The 19,071-nt window shown below is 55.1% G+C and carries 17 protein-coding genes; 9 read left to right on the top strand and 8 right to left on the bottom strand.

Features of this window, described 5'->3' with window-relative positions:
• Positions 1–7 precede the first annotated feature (7 nt).
• Genes ssuD through ssuE form a run of 3 tightly spaced genes read right to left on the bottom strand, consistent with a single transcriptional unit; the run spans position 8 to position 2,743 of the window.
• Positions 8–1,156, bottom strand: a complete 1,149-nt coding sequence (gene ssuD, locus ACMGG1_RS15620) for an FMNH2-dependent alkanesulfonate monooxygenase (protein WP_020826157.1) — start codon at positions 1,154–1,156, stop codon at positions 8–10.
• A 16-nt stretch (positions 1,157–1,172) separates the two neighbouring features.
• Positions 1,173–2,138 carry a sulfonate ABC transporter substrate-binding protein gene (locus ACMGG1_RS15615; RefSeq protein WP_020826158.1) on the bottom strand — a complete coding sequence of 322 codons (966 nt, stop codon included), beginning with the start codon at positions 2,136–2,138 and terminating at the stop codon, positions 1,173–1,175.
• Between the two features lie 26 nt (positions 2,139–2,164).
• Positions 2,165–2,743: an NADPH-dependent FMN reductase gene (ssuE, locus tag ACMGG1_RS15610; protein ID WP_128864126.1), complete on the bottom strand. Its 579-nt coding sequence runs from the start codon at positions 2,741–2,743 to the stop codon at positions 2,165–2,167.
• Between the two features lie 259 nt (positions 2,744–3,002).
• Between ssuE and pyrD the strand changes: the two genes are divergently transcribed.
• Both pyrD and ACMGG1_RS15600 read left to right on the top strand, forming a co-directional pair.
• Positions 3,003–4,013 carry a quinone-dependent dihydroorotate dehydrogenase gene (gene pyrD, locus ACMGG1_RS15605; protein ID WP_130015822.1) on the top strand — a complete coding sequence of 337 codons (1,011 nt, stop codon included), beginning with the start codon at positions 3,003–3,005 and terminating at the stop codon, positions 4,011–4,013.
• A 175-nt stretch (positions 4,014–4,188) separates the two neighbouring features.
• The gene (locus tag ACMGG1_RS15600) at positions 4,189–4,737 is read left to right on the top strand and encodes a cell division protein ZapC (RefSeq protein ID WP_129983610.1); all 549 of its coding nucleotides are present in this window, start codon (positions 4,189–4,191) and stop codon (positions 4,735–4,737) included.
• A gap of 6 nt (positions 4,738–4,743) precedes the next feature.
• On the opposite strand, the gene ACMGG1_RS15595 is transcribed toward ACMGG1_RS15600, so the two are convergent.
• Positions 4,744–5,847, bottom strand: coding sequence for a YcbX family protein (locus tag ACMGG1_RS15595; protein WP_142815545.1), 1,104 nt, complete (start codon positions 5,845–5,847; stop codon positions 4,744–4,746).
• Positions 5,848–5,950: 103 nt separating this feature from the next.
• On the opposite strand from ACMGG1_RS15595, the gene rlmKL reads away from it, so the two are divergent.
• From rlmKL to rmf, 6 genes are all read left to right on the top strand, one after another.
• Positions 5,951–8,071: a bifunctional 23S rRNA (guanine(2069)-N(7))-methyltransferase RlmK/23S rRNA (guanine(2445)-N(2))-methyltransferase RlmL gene (rlmKL, locus tag ACMGG1_RS15590; protein WP_104410963.1), complete on the top strand. Its 2,121-nt coding sequence runs from the start codon at positions 5,951–5,953 to the stop codon at positions 8,069–8,071.
• A gap of 5 nt (positions 8,072–8,076) precedes the next feature.
• Positions 8,077–9,981, top strand: coding sequence for an ABC transporter ATP-binding protein (locus ACMGG1_RS15585; protein ID WP_046373980.1), 1,905 nt, complete (start codon positions 8,077–8,079; stop codon positions 9,979–9,981).
• Between the two features lie 74 nt (positions 9,982–10,055).
• Positions 10,056–11,372: a membrane integrity-associated transporter subunit PqiA gene (gene pqiA, locus ACMGG1_RS15580; RefSeq protein ID WP_020826165.1), complete on the top strand. Its 1,317-nt coding sequence runs from the start codon at positions 10,056–10,058 to the stop codon at positions 11,370–11,372.
• The gene (pqiB, locus tag ACMGG1_RS15575; RefSeq protein WP_020826166.1) at positions 11,359–13,002 is read left to right on the top strand and encodes an intermembrane transport protein PqiB; all 1,644 of its coding nucleotides are present in this window, start codon (positions 11,359–11,361) and stop codon (positions 13,000–13,002) included. The genes pqiA and pqiB overlap by 14 nt, the downstream gene beginning before the upstream one ends.
• Positions 12,999–13,556: a membrane integrity-associated transporter subunit PqiC gene (pqiC, locus tag ACMGG1_RS15570; protein ID WP_262244447.1), complete on the top strand. Its 558-nt coding sequence runs from the start codon at positions 12,999–13,001 to the stop codon at positions 13,554–13,556. The genes pqiB and pqiC overlap by 4 nt, the downstream gene beginning before the upstream one ends.
• Positions 13,557–13,827: 271 nt before the next feature.
• Entirely contained in the window at positions 13,828–13,998 is a 171-nt protein-coding gene (rmf, locus tag ACMGG1_RS15565) for a ribosome modulation factor (RefSeq protein WP_071827009.1), read from the top strand.
• A 64-nt stretch (positions 13,999–14,062) separates the two neighbouring features.
• Here the strand turns inward: rmf and fabF are convergent, their stop codons facing one another.
• From fabF to ACMGG1_RS15545, 4 genes are all read right to left on the bottom strand, one after another.
• Positions 14,063–15,337 carry a beta-ketoacyl-ACP synthase II gene (fabF, locus tag ACMGG1_RS15560; protein ID WP_414160839.1) on the bottom strand — a complete coding sequence of 425 codons (1,275 nt, stop codon included), beginning with the start codon at positions 15,335–15,337 and terminating at the stop codon, positions 14,063–14,065.
• Positions 15,334–15,861 carry a winged helix-turn-helix transcriptional regulator gene (locus ACMGG1_RS15555; protein WP_048761943.1) on the bottom strand — a complete coding sequence of 176 codons (528 nt, stop codon included), beginning with the start codon at positions 15,859–15,861 and terminating at the stop codon, positions 15,334–15,336. Before ACMGG1_RS15555 ends, fabF begins: the two co-directional genes overlap by 4 nt.
• A 129-nt stretch (positions 15,862–15,990) precedes the next feature.
• Positions 15,991–16,509, bottom strand: a complete 519-nt coding sequence (fabA, locus tag ACMGG1_RS15550; protein ID WP_012006178.1) for a bifunctional 3-hydroxydecanoyl-ACP dehydratase/trans-2-decenoyl-ACP isomerase — start codon at positions 16,507–16,509, stop codon at positions 15,991–15,993.
• 68 nt (positions 16,510–16,577) lie between these two features.
• Positions 16,578–18,329, bottom strand: coding sequence for an AAA family ATPase (locus ACMGG1_RS15545; protein WP_170868509.1), 1,752 nt, complete (start codon positions 18,327–18,329; stop codon positions 16,578–16,580).
• 209 nt (positions 18,330–18,538) lie between these two features.
• Between ACMGG1_RS15545 and matP the strand changes: the two genes are divergently transcribed.
• The gene (matP, locus tag ACMGG1_RS15540; RefSeq protein ID WP_122080598.1) at positions 18,539–18,997 is read left to right on the top strand and encodes a macrodomain Ter protein MatP; all 459 of its coding nucleotides are present in this window, start codon (positions 18,539–18,541) and stop codon (positions 18,995–18,997) included.
• Positions 18,998–19,071 lie beyond the last annotated feature (74 nt).

Below are 19,071 nucleotides of genomic sequence, written 5' to 3'. Positions count from 1 at the left end.
GGGCTCCTCAGCTTTGCGACGCTTTTTGCGGAATATAGATATTGGCCACCACTTCTCCCTGGGCCTTGACCGGTTTGCGCTGCGTGGGGATTTGGTTTTCCACCAGGTCAAGATGGGGGAACAGCAGTTCGCCGACGCGATAGGCCTCTTCCAGATGCGGGTAGCCGGACAGGATAAAGGTATCGATGCCCAGATCGGCATATTCCTGCATGCGCGCCGCCACCGTCGGGCCGTCGCCGACCAGGGCAGTACCGGCCCCGCCACGGACCAAGCCCACCCCGGCCCACAGATTGGGGCTGATCTCCAGATTGTCTTTTTTGCCGCCGTGCAGCGCTGCCATGCGTCGTTGCCCTACAGAGTCAAAGCGGGCAAATGCCTTTTGTGCATCGGCGATGGTTTTTTCATCCAGATTGGCAATCAGTCGGTCTGCTGCACGCCAGGCTTCTTCGGTAGTTTCACGCACGATCACGTGCAGGCGAATGCCGAAGCGCACCTTGCGACCTTTAGCCGCCGCTTTGGCGCGGACCTCGGCAATTTTTTCTTTCACCTGCGCCGGGGGTTCTCCCCAGGTGAGGTACATTTCAACCTGTTCGGCGGCCAGATCCTGCGCAGCGGCAGAGGATCCGCCGAAATACAGCGGCGGACGTGGTTGTTGCACCGGCGGGTACAGCAGCTTTGCCCCCTTTACCTGAATATGCTTGCCATCGAAATCGACGGTTTCCCCTTCCAGCACCTTTCGCCAAACGTGGGTGAACTCTGCCGAAGCCTCGTAACGTTCTTCGTGATTCAGATGCAGCCCTTCCGCCGCCAGCTCCTCGGGATCGCCGCCGGTAACCAGGTTGAACAACGCTCGACCATTGGAAAGACGATCCAGCGTCGCCGCCTGGCGAGCCGCCAGGGTGGGCGAAATTATGCCGGGGCGCAAAGCCACCAGGAACTTCAGCCGCTGAGTGACCGGGATCAGCGAGGCGGCCACGAGCCAGGAGTCTTCACAAGAACGGCCGGTGGGGATCAACACGCCGCCGAACCCCAGCCGATCGGCCGCTTGGGCAATTTGCTGCAAATAGCCGTAATCGACGCTGCGCGCGCCTTCGGTGCTGCCGAGATAGTGGCCGTCGCCATGGGTTGGTAAAAACCAGAATACGTTCAGGCTCATCGTCTATTCTCCAAAATTATTGTGCGCTCGGGCGCCAGATGCGTTGCGAGATATCGACCTTCACGGGCACCAGACGGTTGGCGTAAAACAGATCGGCGGTTTGCTGCTGGGCGGCAATGGTGCGTGCGTCCAGCGGTTTGATGGCGGTCGGTGGGCGGTGATCCAAATAAGACGAGATCACTTTTTCCGGCAGCCCCATGGCGTTCGCCAGCAGCGTGACGCTTTGCGCCCGGTCGCTTTGGGTCAGCGCATCCGCTTTGGTCAACTCATCGAGCACCTGTTGAATAAACGGCCCGTTAGCTTCGGTATAAGTGCGCACCGCCAGATAGAAGGAGCCGGTTTGATTCAAATCGGTGCCATCACCCAGCACCCGCACGCCGCCCTGCAACAAGGCTGCGGAATAGTACGGGTCCCAGATGGTCCAGGCATCGACGTTGCCCTGCTGGAATGCGGCGCGGGCATCTGCCGGCGTCAGGTAAACCGGTTGGATATCGGTGAATTTCAGTCCGGCTTTTTGCAGCGAACGCAGCAGCAGGTTGTGGGAACTGGAGCCTTTCTGGAAGGCGACTTTGTGGCCTTTCAAATCAGCGACGGTTTTGATCGGGCTATTTTCCGGCACCAGGATCACTTCCGCCTTGGGTTTAGGTGGCTCTACGCCGACATACAGCAGATCCGCCCCGGCGGCCTGGGCAAAGATCGGCGGAATATCGCCGGTGCTGCCCAGATCGATACTGCCGACGTTCAACGCCTCAAGCATCTGCGGGCCTGCAGGGAATTCGATCCAACTGATTTTGGTAGTGGGGAAACGCTGTTCCAGCAGGCGGTGGGATTTTGCCAATACCAGACTGACCGATCCTTTTTGATAACCGATACGAAACTGCGCCGGATCCTGTGCGCTGGCGGAATTGATCCACGCCAGTGAGATGATGCCGGCCAAAGCGCCAGTGCCAAGCCAACGGCCAAGTGATGAAAGTCGCGTCATTCTCTTTCCTTATATAGAGCGTGCTGTCAGGCAGTTTGACGTGCAAACAGAGACGGGGAGAGTTTTACCTGGGGCGGTTTACGGCGACCGAGTGCCAGGTAGAAGCTTTCCAGAGCTTCTTCCAACCGCGATGCCAGCCCGTCGGACAGCGTGATATCTTCACCGCTCAACACCACCTGGCTGTCGTCGGCGAACACCCCGTGCAGCACTTCCTGAGCTTTCAATGCCGCCAACACCGGTTTGAGGGCATAGTCCACTGCCAACATATGACCAATAGAACCGCCGGTAGCCAGGGGTAACACCACCTTATGGTCAAGCGCTCGCTCAGGCAGCAGATCCAGCAGGGTTTTCAGCGCACCGGAAAACGAGGCCTTATACACCGGCGTAGAGACCAACAGGCCGTCGGCCAAAGCCAGTTGCTCGGTAAAGGCTTTTATCGCCGGGCTATTGAAATTGGCGTACAGCAAGTCTTCTGCGTCAAAGTCGTGCAGGGTGTAGGAGATCACTTCTACGCCTTGCTGCTGCAACCAATTCTTACTCAAGGAAAGCAGGGCCGCTGAACGTGATGGGATGCGAGGGCTGCCGGACAGTGATATAACGCGCATTACCACTCCTTATAACTAAAAGTTAGGTTTAATTAAAAAATCGTCGAGAAGTGTTTTAAACCTATCAGCAAAGGGGCGGGTTACTTAAATCTCATTTTTTGATTTTGATATGCGTAAATGCGGATTGGCGGGGCATTGGCTCCCCGTCAGGGGAAACGATTGCGTTAAAAACGCTTTTTTTGCTTTTAATCAATTCCAATTGGCCAAGGGATACCGGATAATACGCCCCCGGTTTGCAACCGGGAAATCAGGAGAGTACATGTACTACCCCCTCATCAGAAAAGCGTTGTTCCAGCTCGATCCCGAGCGTGCGCATGAATTGACTTTTCATCAGCTCCGCCGCGTCACCGGCACCCCGTTAGAATTTGTTATTCGCCAGTCTGTGCCGACCAAGCCAGTAAGCTGCATGGGGCTCTCTTTTAAAAATCCTTTGGGTTTGGCCGCCGGCCTGGATAAAGACGGCGAGTGCATCGACGCATTTGGTGCCATGGGCTTTGGCTTTGTCGAAGTTGGCACCGTGACGCCACGCCCGCAGTCGGGCAATGATAAACCGCGTCTGTTCCGCATCGTGGAAGCGGAAGGCCTGATCAACCGAATGGGCTTTAATAACCAGGGCGTGGATAATCTGGTTGAAAACGTTAAGAAATCCCATTTCGGCGGTATTCTGGGGATTAATATCGGTAAGAATAAAGATACCCCGGTCGAGCAAGGAAAAGACGATTATCTGATCTGTATGGATAAAGTTTATCCGTATGCCGGTTATATCGCGATTAACATTTCGTCACCCAATACGCCGGGGTTACGATCCTTACAGTACGGCGAAGCGTTAGACGATCTTTTGGCCGCCATTAAAAATAAGCAGCAGGAATTGCATGCGCGCCATCACAAATATGTGCCGGTGGCGGTAAAGATCGCGCCGGATCTTTCAGAAGAAGAATTGATCCAAATAGCCGACAGTTTGGTGCGCCATAATATTGATGGTGTGATCGCGACCAATACCACGCTGGATCGTAAATTGATCCAGGGGCTGAATTATTGCGAGCAAATGGGGGGCCTGAGTGGTCGTCCGCTGCAGGCGAGCAGCACCGAAGTGATCCGTCGTTTGTCGCAAGAGCTGCAAGGGCGTTTACCGATTATCGGCGTTGGCGGAATTGATTCCCTGATGGCCGCACGTGAAAAAATGGCGGCCGGTGCTTCGCTGGTACAAATTTATTCCGGATTTATCTTCAAAGGTCCGCGCCTGATTAAAGATATCGTTAACTACATCTAATATTTTTCCTTTCATTTTCAGCCGGGGGTTTATTTCTTCCCCCGGCTCGTCTATATTTTGTCCACTAGCATAAATATCGTTCGCGGAATTATCCGATGTTTAAGCGACTTGAGTGGTGATAAAATCACCTTTTAGGGTAAATACGGCGTGGCATGGGCAGCGAGAAGGATAAGACATGAAGATAAAACCTGACGATAATTGGCGTTGGTATTTTGACGCCGAACACGATCGGCTAATGCTGGATTTAGCCAATGGGATGATCTTCCGCTCGCGTTTTCCTGCCAAAATGTTAACGCCGGATGCCTTTGATGAGTGTTCTTTCTGTGTGGATGACGCGGCGCTTTATTTTAATTATGAAGAGCAGTGCAAACAGATAAAGCTCAGCCATGAACAACGCGCCGAACTGGTATTAAATGCCCTGGTGGCCTATCGCTTCCTGAAACCGCTGATGCCGAAAAGCTGGCATTTCTCGCAGCAGCATTACCCGTTGCAGCCGAAAAATGGCGAATTAGCGGCGGTGAAGGTGATGGAGAGCGGCGTTGAAGCGCGTCTGCTGGTGGTGGAAGCCGGTGATAACGCCAGCCTGTGCCTGCTGGCGCAAAACCAACTCTCCGTCGCTGGTCGCACTATGGTTCTGGGTGACGCCATCAAAGTGATGCACGATCGCCTTAAACCCTGCACGCAAGATGAAACTTCCGCCCCGGCTTACGACAGGGCGGTATAACGGCGATTACGCCAGCGTCAAATCGCTTTTTGGAATACAGCTGCAGCAAAGGATGGTGCCATTGTTGGCTACCGCACTTTTCTTCAGCGGCGCCACTTCGCCACTGACCAAAGTGATGCGACAACTTCCACAAATTCCCGCACGGCATGAATAAGGCACGCGGAGCCCTTGCTGTTCCAACTGCTCCAGTAAGATCTGCTGATTATTGCCGGTAAACACCGTTCCCGCGTATTCGATAGTGACGCTATGTTCACTGTCCTGCGGTGCCTGCACGCTCTCAACCACTTTTCCTGCGCTATAAGGGCGTGGCGGCTTGGTGGATAACACTTCTACTCTATCGCCGACGCGGATAATACCGCTGCTGCGCGCCACCATATTCTGGCCAAAATCGATATCGCCGTTATCAGCCGTGCGGAATTTCTGCAGAGTGCTCAGCGGTTCGCCGCTTGGGTGCTTGCGCCCCCGCTCGGTGCTGACGGTGGTCAACACGCAGCGGCTACAGGGCTTGACCAGATCAAACATCACGTCACCGACGCGGATCACCTGCCAACCATCCTCGGCCCAGGCATTTGCGCCAGTGACCACCAGATTGGGGCGGAACTGCTCAAGCTTGATGCTGCCGGGGCAACGCTGCTGCAAATCGTTGAATGAGGCTTCGTTGATCAGCAAATAAGGATAGCCGTCGGCGAAAGAAAGGGGGATTTCCGGGTGTTTTTTCACGCGGCGGGTCAGCTCGGGGCCAAGCCAACGCAGCTGCACTTCACGCTGGAAATAACCGCTCAGCCAGCTGTTAATCGCTGCCGGCGCAATCAGGGCGGTGAAATGATTGCCCCAAACTTCGGTCGGTTGCGCCTCAGGGGCGAAATCGCTGTAGCGGATGGCCGCGCTTTCTCCGTCCGGCGCGGTCAGGAATAGCCCATCGGGCAGCAGAGCCGGGGTGAACATCACCATTTGCGGATATTGGCGCGCGGTAATAAAGGTGCCATCCGGTTCGGTGATCATAAAGGTACGGTCGAAAGCCAATCCACTGCTGGAAGCCTGCGCGTGCGAAAGCTGCAAACCACGAAGCGATTTCACCGGATGAACGTAAATTTTCGAAAGCGTAATCACCCTTATCCCCGTGCGATTATTAAATAGAAGGGAGCAACTTTATGACAAGCGGTCTGGATTAGCTATAATGCGCAACAATTTTCTTTTTGGTGATAAGTACGATATGAACTCTCTGTTTGCCAGCACGGCGCGTGGACTGGAAGAACTGTTAAAAAGCGAACTGGAAGCGCTGGGCGCTCACGCCTGTAAAGTAGTGCAGGGTGGGGTACATTTTCAGGGTGACGATCGTCTTCTGTACCAAAGCTTGCTGTGGAGCCGTCTGGCCTCACGTATTTTGCTGCCGCTGAATGAATTCCGCGTGCACAGCGATCTGGATCTGTATCTGGGCGTGCAGGCGATCGACTGGACCAACATTTTCGGCGTGGATAAAACCTTCGCCGTGCATTTCAGCGGCGTGAACGAAGAGATCCGCAACAGCCAATATGGTGCGCTGAAGGTTAAGGACGCCATCGTCGACAGCTTTACTCGCAAACTCGACCAGCGTCCGACGGTTGCGAAGCAGCAGCCGGATATTCGCGTCAATGTGTTCCTGCAGCGCGATATGGCCAGCGTAGCGCTCGATCTGAGCGGTGAAGGCCTGCATCAACGTGGTTACCGTGATCTGACCGGCCAGGCACCGCTGAAAGAGAGCCTGGCGGCGGCGATTGTGCAACGCTCCGGCTGGCAGCCGGGGACTCCGATGCTTGATCCTATGTGTGGCTCGGGGACGCTATTGATCGAGGCGGCGATGATAGCTTCCGATCGCGCTCCGGGTCTGCACCGTCAACATTGGGGCTTTACCGCCTGGAATGGCCATAACGTCGATCTGTGGCGCGAAGTGATCACCGAAGCGCAGGTGCGTGCACGCCGTGGCTTGCAAGAAACCACCTCACGCTTCTTCGGTTCTGATATCGATCGTCGGGTGATTGAAATGGCGCGCGGCAATGCCCGTCGTGCAGGCGTTGCCGAACTGATTACCTTTAACGTCAACGACGTCGCCAAACTGACCAATCCACTGCCGGAAGGCCCGACGGGCACCGTAGTGTGCAACCCGCCGTACGGCGAGCGTCTGGAAAGTGAACCGGCGCTGATCGCCTTGCACAATATGCTGGGCCGCATCATGAAGAGCGCATTCGGCGGTTGGCAGTTGTCATTGTTTAGCGCATCGCCGGAACTGCTGAGCTGCCTGCAGCTGCGTGCCGAACGCCAGTTCAAGGCCAAAAATGGCCCGTTGGACTGCGTGCAGAAAAATTACCAACTGGCGGAGAACCCACAGGGCTCCGGCGGCATTCAGGTCGCGGAAGATTTTGCCAACCGCCTGCGCAAGAACCTGAAGAAGCTCGACAAGTGGGCCAAACAGCAGGGCATTGAATGCTATCGCCTGTATGATGCTGACCTGCCGGAATACAACGTGGCGGTAGACCGCTACGGCAGCAAGGTGGTGGTACAAGAGTACGCGCCGCCGAAAACCATCGATGCGCAGAAAGCGCGTCAACGTCTGTTCGATGTGATCAATGCCACGCTGGCGGTGCTGGAATTGCCGTCCAATCAGCTGATCCTGAAAACCCGTGAGCGCCAGAAAGGCAAAAACCAGTATGAAAAACTGGCACAGAAGGGCGAGTTCCTGCTGGTGGAAGAGTTTAACGCCAAGCTGTGGGTTAACCTGACTGACTATCTCGATACCGGCCTGTTCCTCGACCACCGCATTGCTCGCCGTATGCTGGGTGAGATGAGCAAGGGCAAAGACTTCCTCAACCTGTTCGCCTATACCGGCACCGCCAGCGTACACGCCGGGTTGGGTGGCGCGCGCAGTACCACCACGGTGGATATGTCGCGTACCTATCTCGAATGGGCAGAGAAAAACCTGCGCGTTAACGGCCTGACCGGCAAACAGCACAGATTGATCCATGCGGATTGCCTGTCATGGCTGCAAAATGCCGACGAACAATTCGATGTGATCTTTATCGATCCGCCGACCTTCTCCAACTCCAAGCGGATGGAGAACACTTTTGACGTTCAGCGTGATCACCTGGTGCTGATGCAAGATTTGAAACGGTTGCTGCGTCGTAACGGGACCATCATGTTCTCGAACAACAAGCGCGGTTTCCAGATGGATATGGCCGGCCTGAGCGCCCTGGGTCTGGAGGCGAAAGAAATTACCGCCCAGACGCAGTCGCAGGACTTTGCCCGTAACCGTCAAATTCATAACTGCTGGCTGGTTACCCACGCCGGCGAAGGAAAATAATTACTATGTCGTTAATCAGCATGTCCGGTGCCTGGCTGTCCTTCAGCGATGCGCCGCTTTTAGATAACACCGAAATTCATATTGAAGACAACGAACGCGTTTGTCTGGTTGGGCGCAACGGCGCAGGTAAATCCACGCTGTTGAAGATCCTCGGTAAAGAAATTCCGCTGGACGATGGCCGGGTGATTTACGAGCAAGATCTGATCGTTGCGCGTCTGCAACAGGATCCCCCGCGCAATATCGGCGGGACAGTATTCGATTTCGTGGCCGAAGGCGTGGCCGAACAGGCGGAACACCTGAAGGCCTATCACGCGATTTCGCACCTGGTGGAAACCGATCCGAGCGAAAAAAACCTGACGCGTATGGCGCAGATTATGGAAATCCTCGATCACCAGGGGCTTTGGCAACTCGACAGCCGCATCAGCGAAGTGCTGTTGCAGCTGGGTCTGAACGGGGACGCGGAGCTTTCCTCGCTGTCCGGCGGTTGGCTGCGTAAAGCGGCGCTGGGGCGTGCGCTGGTCAGCTCTCCACGCGTATTGCTGCTGGACGAACCGACCAACCACCTGGACATTACCACCATCGACTGGCTGGAAGGCTTCCTGAAAGAGTTCCAGGGCAGCATCGTGTTCATTTCCCACGACCGTTCCTTTATCCGCAACATGGCGACGCGCATTGTCGATCTCGACCGTGGCAAGCTGGTGTCCTGGCCGGGCAATTATGATCTGTATCTGCTGAGCAAAGAAGAAGCGCTGCGGGTAGAAGAGCTGCAAAACGCCGAATTCGACCGCAAGCTGGCGCAGGAAGAAGTGTGGATCCGTCAGGGCATCAAGGCGCGTCGTACCCGTAACGAAGGCCGCGTACGTGCGCTGAAGGCGTTACGTAACGAGCGTTCAGAACGTCGTGAAGTGATGGGCACCGCCAAAATGCAGGTTGAAGAAGCGGTACGCTCCGGCAAGATCGTGTTCGAGATGGAAGACGTCAACTATCAGGTCGGCGGCAAAGTGCTGGTGCGCAATTTCTCCGCTCAGGTGCAGCGCGGCGACAAGATTGCCCTGGTCGGTCCGAACGGCTGTGGCAAGACGACCTTGCTGAAGCTGATGCTTGGCCAGTTGAAGGCCGACAGCGGTCGCGTACACTGCGGCACCAAGCTTGAAGTAGCCTATTTCGACCAGCACCGCGCCGAACTGGATCCGGAACGCACGGTGATGGACAACCTGGCAGAAGGCAAGCAGGAAGTGATGGTCAATGGCCGTTCCCGTCACGTACTGGGCTATCTGCAGGACTTCCTGTTCCATCCGAAACGCGCCATGACGCCGGTGAAAGCATTGTCAGGCGGCGAGCGCAACCGTCTGTTGCTGGCCAAGCTGTTCCTGAAGCCAAGTAACTTATTGATTCTCGATGAACCAACCAACGATCTTGACGTCGAAACGCTGGAGCTGCTGGAAGAGTTGATCGATGGCTATCAGGGCACCGTGCTGCTGGTGAGCCACGATCGTCAATTCGTCGACAACTCCGTGACCGAGTGCTGGATCTTTGAAGGCAACGGCGAGATCAGCACCTTTGTCGGCGGTTATTACGATGCGCACCACCAGCGCGCAACGGCAAAACCTATTCGCCAGGTCGCGGCTGAACAGAATAAACCGGCGGCGGAGAAAAAGGCTGAACAGCCCAAGAAACCGGCGGCTAAACTGAGCTATAACTTGTTACGCGAACTGGAACAGTTGCCGCAACGCCTTGAACAGCTGGAAGCGGAAATTGAAGCACTGCAGGCGCAAATGAGCGATGCTGATTTCTTCACGCGCCCTCACAGCGAAACACAACAGGTGTTGACGGCGCTGGCCGCCGCCGAAGGAGCGTTGGAAGAAGCCTTCGCCCGTTGGGAAGAGTTGGAAGCGATGAAAAACGGCTAACCGTTGAGAATACCGTCCGCGCGCTGCTGCGGACGGTATTGCCGTACCGGTGAGCGACGTTGTTAAGGAGGATTATGGTGTGTTCCCACGAGAATCACGAGCAGCACAGTCACGCAACACACGCAAAACAGCAACAGGACAATCTGATGCTGTGTCCACAATGCGACATGTTGGTGGCCTTGCCGCCGCTGGCATATGGTTCAAAAGCGGTATGCCCGCGTTGTAAAACGACCCTCAGCTCCCGCTGGCAGGAACCGCGCAAGCGGCCAATCGGCTATGCACTCAGCGCATTGTTCATGCTGCTGCTGGCGAATATTTTCCCGTTTATCAATATGCGCGTTGCCGGCCTCGGTAACGAAATCAAACTGATCCAGATCCCGCAGGTGATGGTGGCGGAAGACTACGCCAGCATGGCCACGTTGTTTATGGTGTTCGTACAGTTGATCCCTGCATTCTGCATGGTGGCGATCATTGTGCTGTGTGCCCGAGTGCGTATCCCCCTTGGCCTGAAAGAGTGGATGGCCAAGATGCTGTTCCAGTTTAAAACCTGGTGCATGGTGGAGATTTTCCTCGCAGGGGTGTTGGTCAGCTTCGTCAAGCTGATGGCCTATGGCGATATCGGTATCGGCAGCAGCTTTGTGCCTTATTGCCTGTTCTGCCTGCTGCAGGTGCGCGCCTTCCAATGTGTCGATCGCCGCTGGTTATGGAATGACATTGAACCTGCACCGCGGCTCGATCGTCCAATGCAGGTTGGGCACATCGGGTTGCGCCAGGGCCTGCGCTCTTGCCAATGCTGTACGGCGATTCTGCCGGCCGAGATGACCCGTTGCCCACGCTGCCACACCAAAGGTTATGTCCGTCGCCGCCACAGTTTGCAATGGACATTGGCACTGCTTGTCACCTCTATCATGCTGTATATTCCGGCTAATCTGCTGCCTATTATGGTTACCGAAGCCCTGGGCAACAAAATCACCTCTACCATCATGGCCGGGGTGATCCTGCTGTGGGGCGAGGGATCTTATCCGGTGGCGATGGTGATCTTCATCGCCAGCATCATGGTGCCGTCGTTGAAAATGTTGGCGATTGGCTGGTTGTGCTGGGATGCTAACGGCAGGCATAAACCCCGGGCTGATAGCGAACGGATGCACCTGATTTATGAAGTGGTTGAATTCGTTGGCCGCTGGTCAATGATCGACGTGTTTGTGATTGCCGTGCTTTCGGCATTGGTACGGATGGGACAATTGATGAGTATTTATCCTGCTACTGGTGCACTGCTGTTCGCCATGGTGGTGATCCTCACTATGTTTGCTGCCATGACGTTTGACCCCCGGCTGACCTGGGATCGCGTAAATGAAACAATAAAAAAGGAGCCGCAAGGTGACGGAAAATAATCATAGCGTCGCGGACGTTGAAAAGATCAAGCGCTGGTCGCCGGTGTGGATTATCCCCATCGTCACTGCGCTGATCGGCGCCTGGATCCTGTTTTACCATTTCAGCCACCAGGGGCCTCAGGTGACGCTGGTCACCACAACCGCTGAAGGTTTGGAGGCGGGTAAAACCAAAATCACCAGCCGTAGCGTTGACGTCGGTGTAGTGGAAACCGTGACCCTGAGCGATGACCTGAGCAAGGTGGTGGTGCAGGCTCGGTTAAACTCCGGCATGGAGAAATTGCTGCGCGAGGATACCGCCTTCTGGGTGGTGAAACCGCAGATTGGCCGTGAAGGCATTTCCGGTCTGGGTACGTTGCTGTCTGGTGCTTACATCGAGCTGCAGCCGGGCAAAAAAGGTAAAGAGAAAAACGATTACCAACTGCTGGATGCACCACCGTTGGCTTCTCCGGACGCCAAAGGTTTGCGCATCATACTGGACAGTGAGAAATCGGGTCAGTTGAATGCCGGCGATCCGGTATTGTTCCGTGGCTACCGCGTTGGCTCGGTAGAGACCAGCTATTTTGATCCGAAAATGCGCGCCATGCGCTATCAGCTGTTCGTCTCCGCTCCTTACGACCAACTGGTGACCAGCAACGTTCGCTTCTGGAAAGACAGCGGCGTGGCCTTCGACATGTCCGCGCAGGGGATGCGGGTAGAAATGGGATCCCTGGCTACGCTGTTCAGCGGTGGCGTCAGCTTTGACGTGCCGGACGGTTGGGATCGCGGTGAGCAGGTAAAAGAGAAAACCGAATATCAGCTGTTCGATAACCAACGCAGCATCCAGGATTCGTTGTATACCGTACACAAAGATTACCTGATGTTCTTCTCCGACTCGATCCGTGGCCTGCAGCCGGGTGCGCCAGTTGAGTTCCGCGGTATCCGTTTGGGGACCGTGGCGCAAGTACCATTCTATAAAGAAGGTATGATGCAGCGTCTGGATAACGATTACCGGATCCCGGTGCTGATCCGCATCGAACCCGATCGTTTCCAAAAACAGTTGGGCGGCAATTTCGATATTGAAGGCCATCTGAAAGATGCTGAATCTCGCGGCATGCGTGCTGCGCTCAAATCTGCCAACCTGCTAACCGGTTCACTGTACATCGATCTGGATTTCTATCCGCAGGAGAAACCGTGGAAAGGGCCGCGTGAGCTGTTTGGTTATCCGTTGATGCCGACCACCAGCGGCGGTTTGGCGCAGATCCAACAGAAACTGATGCAGACCTTGGATAAGATCAACGCGATGCCATTGAATCCGATGATCAACGAAGCGACCAAGACCCTGGCGGAAAGTCAGAAAACCATGAAGTCGACGCAACAGACCATGAAATCGTTGAACGACATCATCGCCAGTAAAGAGATGAAGGCACTGCCGCAGGATATGCAAAAAACGCTGCAGGAGCTGAATCGCAGCATGAAAGGCTTCCAGCCAGGTTCACCGGCCTACAACAAGATGGTCGGCGATATGCAACGTCTCGATCAGGTGCTGCGTGAGTTGCAGCCAGTGCTGCGCACCCTGAATGAAAAGAGCAACGCGCTGGTATTTGAAGCCGCGGGCAGTAACGATCCTCAGCCGAAGAAGGCCAATAAATGATGAAATGGATTCCTATAGCCCTGGCGCTGGTACTCAGCGCCTGTAGCAGCACACCACAGAAAACCTATTACCAACTGCCGGCGCTGGGTGTGCCGACACAGGTGAGCGGCGGTGAGACTTCTCGCCAACTGTGGTTGGAACACGTTACTGTGGCGGATTATCTGGCGCAGAACGGTGTGGTTTATCAAACCAATGATGTGCAGTACGTTATTGCTCAGAATAACCTGTGGGCCAGCCCGCTCGACCAGCAGCTGCAGCAAACGCTGGTCACTAACCTGAGCAGCGCATTGCCGGGCTGGGTGGTCTCCTCCCAGCCGATGAGCAGCGATCAGGATGTGTTGAACGTGACGGTCAGCGGTTTCCATGGTCGTTTTGATGGCAAGGCGATTATTCGTGGCGAATGGGTGCTGAGTCATCAAGGCAAGCTGACCAAACGGCCATTCAGCCTGGAGCTGAAACAGGGCGAGGATGGTTACGATGCGTTAGTCCGTACCCTGGCGCAAGGCTGGCAGCAAGAGGCGCAGTCCATCGCCTCGCAGGCCGGTCGTTTTTAGTCATAATTTGGACTAAAAAGGTCTAATCCCTTCCGATGAAAAATATTAAAACTTTTCGTCGGGAGGGATTTTTATTTTATTTCAATCAGTTAACCTCTTCCTCGGCATATCAGCCACTTAGCCAATTCTGCGTGTGTAGCTCACAAATATGACATTGGCGTGAATTTTGCGCATTGATCTTCCCTTCATTTAGCGCTATTGCTTATACGTGGCTGCACAAAAAGCAGCCATTGTTTTCTTTCCACCAGACCAAATATGAGGGAAACGAGGCATGAAGAGACAGAAACGCGATCGTCTGGAAAGGGCGCATTCACGAGGTTATCAGGCAGGTATCTTAGGGCGTTCTAGGGAATATTGTCCCTACCAATCATCTGTGGACGCCCGGTCTCAATGGCTGGGAGGTTGGCGAGAAGCCATGGAAGACAGGGCTGTGACCGCTTAAGCGGCTCCCTGTCAAAAAAAAGGAATAACCTCCGCTCCGGGCGGAGGTTTTTGTTTAAACCGTCTTATTCCTGCCAGCGTTTCAGCAAGATACTCGCATTCACGCCGCCAAAGCCAAAGCCGTTCGACAGCGCGTAGTTGATGGTCATTGGTTGCGCTTTATTGGCCACCAAATGCAATCCCTCGGCCGCCGGGTCTGGATTATCCAGATTCAGCGTGGCTGGTGCGATCTGATCGCGCAGTGCCAGCGCCGTAAATATGGTTTCCAGCCCGCCTGCAGCCCCGAGTAAATGTCCCGTAGCAGATTTGGTCGAAGTGATGGCTATGCTGCCCCCGGTACCGAACAGGTGTTTAATGGCGTTGATCTCACCCAAATCACCGACGGGTGTTGAGGTCGCGTGGGCATTCAGGTGCTGAATTTGCTCCGGTGTGACACCGGCCTGTTTCAGCGCAATTTTCATTGCGCGATAGGCGCCGTCACCGTCTTCAGCACCGGAGGTCATGTGGTAGGCATCGGCACTGGTACCGTAGCCGACAATTTCTGCCAGTGGTGTGGCACCACGCGCCAGCGCATGTTCCAGCGTTTCAATAACCAACATGCCGGCACCTTCCCCCATGACAAAACCGTTGCGGGCACTGTCGAATGGCCGGGAGGCTTTTTCTGCCTCTTCAGGTGACGTTGTGGACATGGCGCGCGCTGCGGCAAAGCCCCCGAGGCTGACGGTGTCGATTGCGGCTTCTGTACCGCCACACAGCGCGATATCGGCCTCATCGTTACGAATCATGCGTACCGCGTCACCAATAGCCTGTACGCCTGCTGCACAAGCGGTAACGGGGGCGCCGATCGGGCCCTTGAACTGGTGTTTAATCGACACATGACCGGCCGCCAGATTGACCAGGAACGAAGGAATGGTAAATGGCGAAAGGCGTTTGGCTCCCCGGCTGTCGGTGGTGCGCACCGCGTGAGCAATCGCCGGAAAGCCACCGATACCGGAGGCAATCACGGTTGCGGTGCGCTCCTGCTTATCTTCCGTATCTGCTGTCCAGCCTGCCTGACGAATGGCCTCATCGGCCGCCGCCATCGCCAGCAGAATAAAGCGGTCCATTTTCTTTTGGTCTTTTGGCGGTACGGAGCTGTCGGGGTCAAAACCTGCCTCGGGATCCTGCTCCAGTGAAGGCACCTGCCCGCCGATTTTAACCTGCAGGTCGGCAACGATCTCTTCCGGGAGCGGACGAATACCGGACTGGCCATTCAGCAGACGCTGCCAGATAGCCTCTACGCCGCATCCCAGTGGCGAAACGGCGCCCATGCCGGTAATGACTATACGACGACTGTTCATAGTGACTCCTTGGATGATTCGGGGGGGAATGCAGAAAGGTTCTGCTGCATCAGGGCCGCGCGTTGGCGCATACCGTCGGTCGCTGCCGGCCCTGGCGCTAAGGTAATATTATGCAGCGCGATAGGCTGCCGGGTAATGCTGTCGATCAGTTCTACGCGTATTGGCTGCCCGGTACGGCGGTCGACCAGTTCCGCGCTAATGCCGTCATCGGCCAGATGGGTATTTCCCCAATGGAACAGGGCCGCGAGCACTGGGAAGAAATCTTTACCGCGTTCGGTGAGCAGATACTCATACCGTACTGGCCGGGTTTGATATCGCTGCTTATGCAGGATACCGCTTTCCACCAGGTATCTCAGGCGGCGGGTCAATATGGTGGGCGAAAGCCCCAGGCTTTGCTGGAATTCATCAAACCGCGATAGGCCATGGAACGCATCGCGAAGTATCAGGATGCTCCACCATTCTCCCACGCGGTCCAGTGAGCGGGCTACTGGGCATGGCATGTTGTCAAAACGGGTTTTCTGCATGGCATACCTCCTGGTAACTACAATAATTGTAGTTACTATTTAGCCGCCATGAACCTGAGGTTTAAAGCACAGGGCATAATAGCGGCGGGGAAATAAAACGGCGACCGGGAAGGGCCGCCGTGACTGCGATTAGAACGCAGCAGTGTCCTTGAACAGGCCCACTTTAAGATCGCTGGCGGTGTAAATCACCTGGCCGTCGACCAGAACTTCACCATCAGCCACACCCATAATCAGCTTACGGATGATCACGCGTTTGAAGTTGATGCGGTAGGTGACTTTCTTCGCGGTCGGCAATACCTGGCCGGTGAATTTAACTTCACCCACGCCCAGCGCACGACCTTTGCCTTCGCCACCCAGCCAGCCGAGGTAGAAGCCTACCAACTGCCACATGGCATCCAGACCCAGGCAGCCTGGCATCACTGGATCGCCGATAAAGTGGCAACCGAAGAACCATAGGTCAGGATTGATATCCAGTTCCGCTTCCACATAGCCTTTGTTGTGGGTACCACCGTCTTCGGTCATTTTGACCACGCGGTCCATCATCAACATATTACCTGCCGGCAACGGCGGGCCGCCGGCGCCAAACAGCTCGCCACGGCCGGATGCTTCGAGGTCTTCTTTCGTATAGGAGTCGCGTTTTTCTACCATGTTCTCAGTAAACCTTATTTTAATGAAGGGCGCAGATTAGCTTACACGTGTACGCTGAACAAGTCCGATCAGCCGTGGTTGAACCAGTTGAGCCAACGAAGTGGCCACGGCCAGCGCCGGCGTTCCTGCGGATTCACCTGTGCAATCCGTTCCTGAATCGCAGCCAACAGATTAGGTTGCTGTTCATCAGAGTAAGGATAACCGGTGAGTAATGGCAAGGCCTCTGCGGCGCTGTCGACGGCCCACAGATGGAATTGCCCCTCGCGCACCGCATCGACTACGTCCTGGCGTAGACACAGGTGGCGCACGTTGGTAGCGGGCATGATGATGCCCTGTTTGCCTGTCAAACCGCGACGTTGGCAAACTTCGAAAAAGCCTTCGATCTTCTCGTTGACGCCGCCAATAGGCTGAACATTGCCGAATTGGTCGACGGAGCCGGTTACCGCAATCTGCTGGGTAATTGGCTGCGACGAGAGTGCACTGATAAGCGCACATAACTCGGCCAGTGAGGCGCTGTCGCCATCCACTTCGCCGTAAGATTGCTCAAACACGATTGAAGCCGAGAAGGGCAGCGGCTGGTCCAGTTCCAGTTCGGAAATCAGGAACGCCTGCATAATCATCATGCCTTTAGCATGCAGATTACCGCCAAGTTCGGCCTTGCGCTCGACGTCGGTAAATTCGCCATCGCCAAGATGCACCACACAGCTGATGCGAGATGGTTCGCCAAAGCTGCGTGGGTGGCCAGGATATTCCAACACCGACAGGCCGTTGATCTGGCCGACGACTTCCCCCTCGGTTTCAATCAGGATTTGGCCCAGCTCAATTTCATCCTGCATCCGCTCTGCGAGGTAGCTTTCACGCCATTCGCGGGCATTCAATGCGGCTTCGAATGCTTTGGCGGTGATGCTCTCTTCCTCGGCATACAGCGCCGCTTCAGAAAGTTGTTGGCTGATCCACAGCGGGGAGAGCGGCAGATTGCCCTGATCGCCGCTGTGACGCACGGCTTGAACCATTAACGGATACCAGGCATCGGCGGCCAGCGGTGGTAACTGCTTCTCGTCGATAAGGGCATTGACGTAGCCACACCATTGCACCATGTCATCGATTTCGGTGAGTTGCAGATCTTCTTCGTATTCGCCGTAGACCGCCTGCTCGCTCAGCTCCGGCTCGATATCATGGAAATCGGCCAGGCCGTGGCGATCGCCCACAACGATTAGCCGTAATTCCAACGGCATCGGGGGAATGGCAATCGGCAGCGGTCGCGTTTCATCCGGGGAAACCCAATGGAATTGGCGCTGGGTGATCATTTGCTTCAAGCGCAGCCACAGTAACGGCTGAGCCAGCAGGGAACGTGCCGACAGGATCAGCACGCCACCGTTGGCTTTATGCACCAGACCAGGTTGCAAGCTGATTTCATTGTTGTGGATCCTGACGCAGCCAAACAGCTGCTCCGGCTCAATCCACTCCTGAAACACACAGGCGCCACCGGCCGCAAAGGCTTCATCACCCTGGCTTGCGGGTTCAACGCTGACTTTGCTGCCCTGGATCACATAGTGACTGCCCTTAAACGCGGTATTCTGCGGTTGCAGTTGCTCAACTGCCTGGGCTATCAATGCCAGATACTCACGCGTTTCCTGCGCTTTCAACAGCATGAAACGCGGTGGCGACTGTGGATGGCAAAACAGCGTCAGTGCATTTTCCAGCCGAGGCTGAATGGAAGCAAAGGACACGGGCGCCAACTGCGCGGCGGTATCAAATATCGCTTGATAAGGCGTAACGTCCGGCAACAGTGATTGCCATTCAAGTCGGTTATTGGTCAAAGTGTTAGATGCAATCGTCAAAAAGGGAAAGGGCGATTATACAAGAATAACGACAGCTTGATACATGCAGAGTCGTAGTTGGTGTCAGGGAGTTTGACATCGCGCGATGACTGTGCAAAAAACAGTCTAAAAGAGGGGTAATTGCCGGGGAAATTCGGCGTAAAGCTGTTATGCTTAATTAAAGTTACGCGGTCACTGAAGAGCTCATGATGAAATATCAGCAACTGGAAAATCTGGAGAGCGGTTGGAAATGGAAGTACCTGGTGAAGAAGCATCGGGAAGGGGAAGCTATTACCCGCCACATTGAAAACAGCCTTGCTCAGGAAGCCATTGAAGAGCTGCTGAAGCTGGAAAATGAGCCGGTAAAAGTGCTGACGTGGATTAGCCACCATATGAATCCGGAACTGGATAACCGGATGAAGCAGACGATCCGCGCACGGCGTAAACGTCATTTTAACGCAGAACACCAACATACGCGTAAAAAATCTATCGATCTGGAGTTTTTGGTTTGGCAGCGTTTGGCCGGCCTGGCTCGTCGCCGCGGCGTGACTTTGTCAGAAACCGTGGTCCAGCTGATTGAAGATGCGGAACGTAAAGAGAAGTATGCCAGTCAGATGTCATCGCTGAAACAGGATTTAAAAGCCATTCTCGGTAAAGACGAACAGTAAGTCCCGTTCCGTGATTCCTTGAAAGGGGGCACGTAGCCAGTTCCGCTGATTTTGAGCGAAAAAAAACCCCGCAT

This window comes from Serratia sp. BNK-12 (assembly GCF_047456085.1).
Classification (GTDB): Bacteria; Pseudomonadota; Gammaproteobacteria; order Enterobacterales; family Enterobacteriaceae; genus Serratia; species Serratia liquefaciens.
This window is presented reverse-complemented; position numbering and strand designations above follow the sequence as displayed.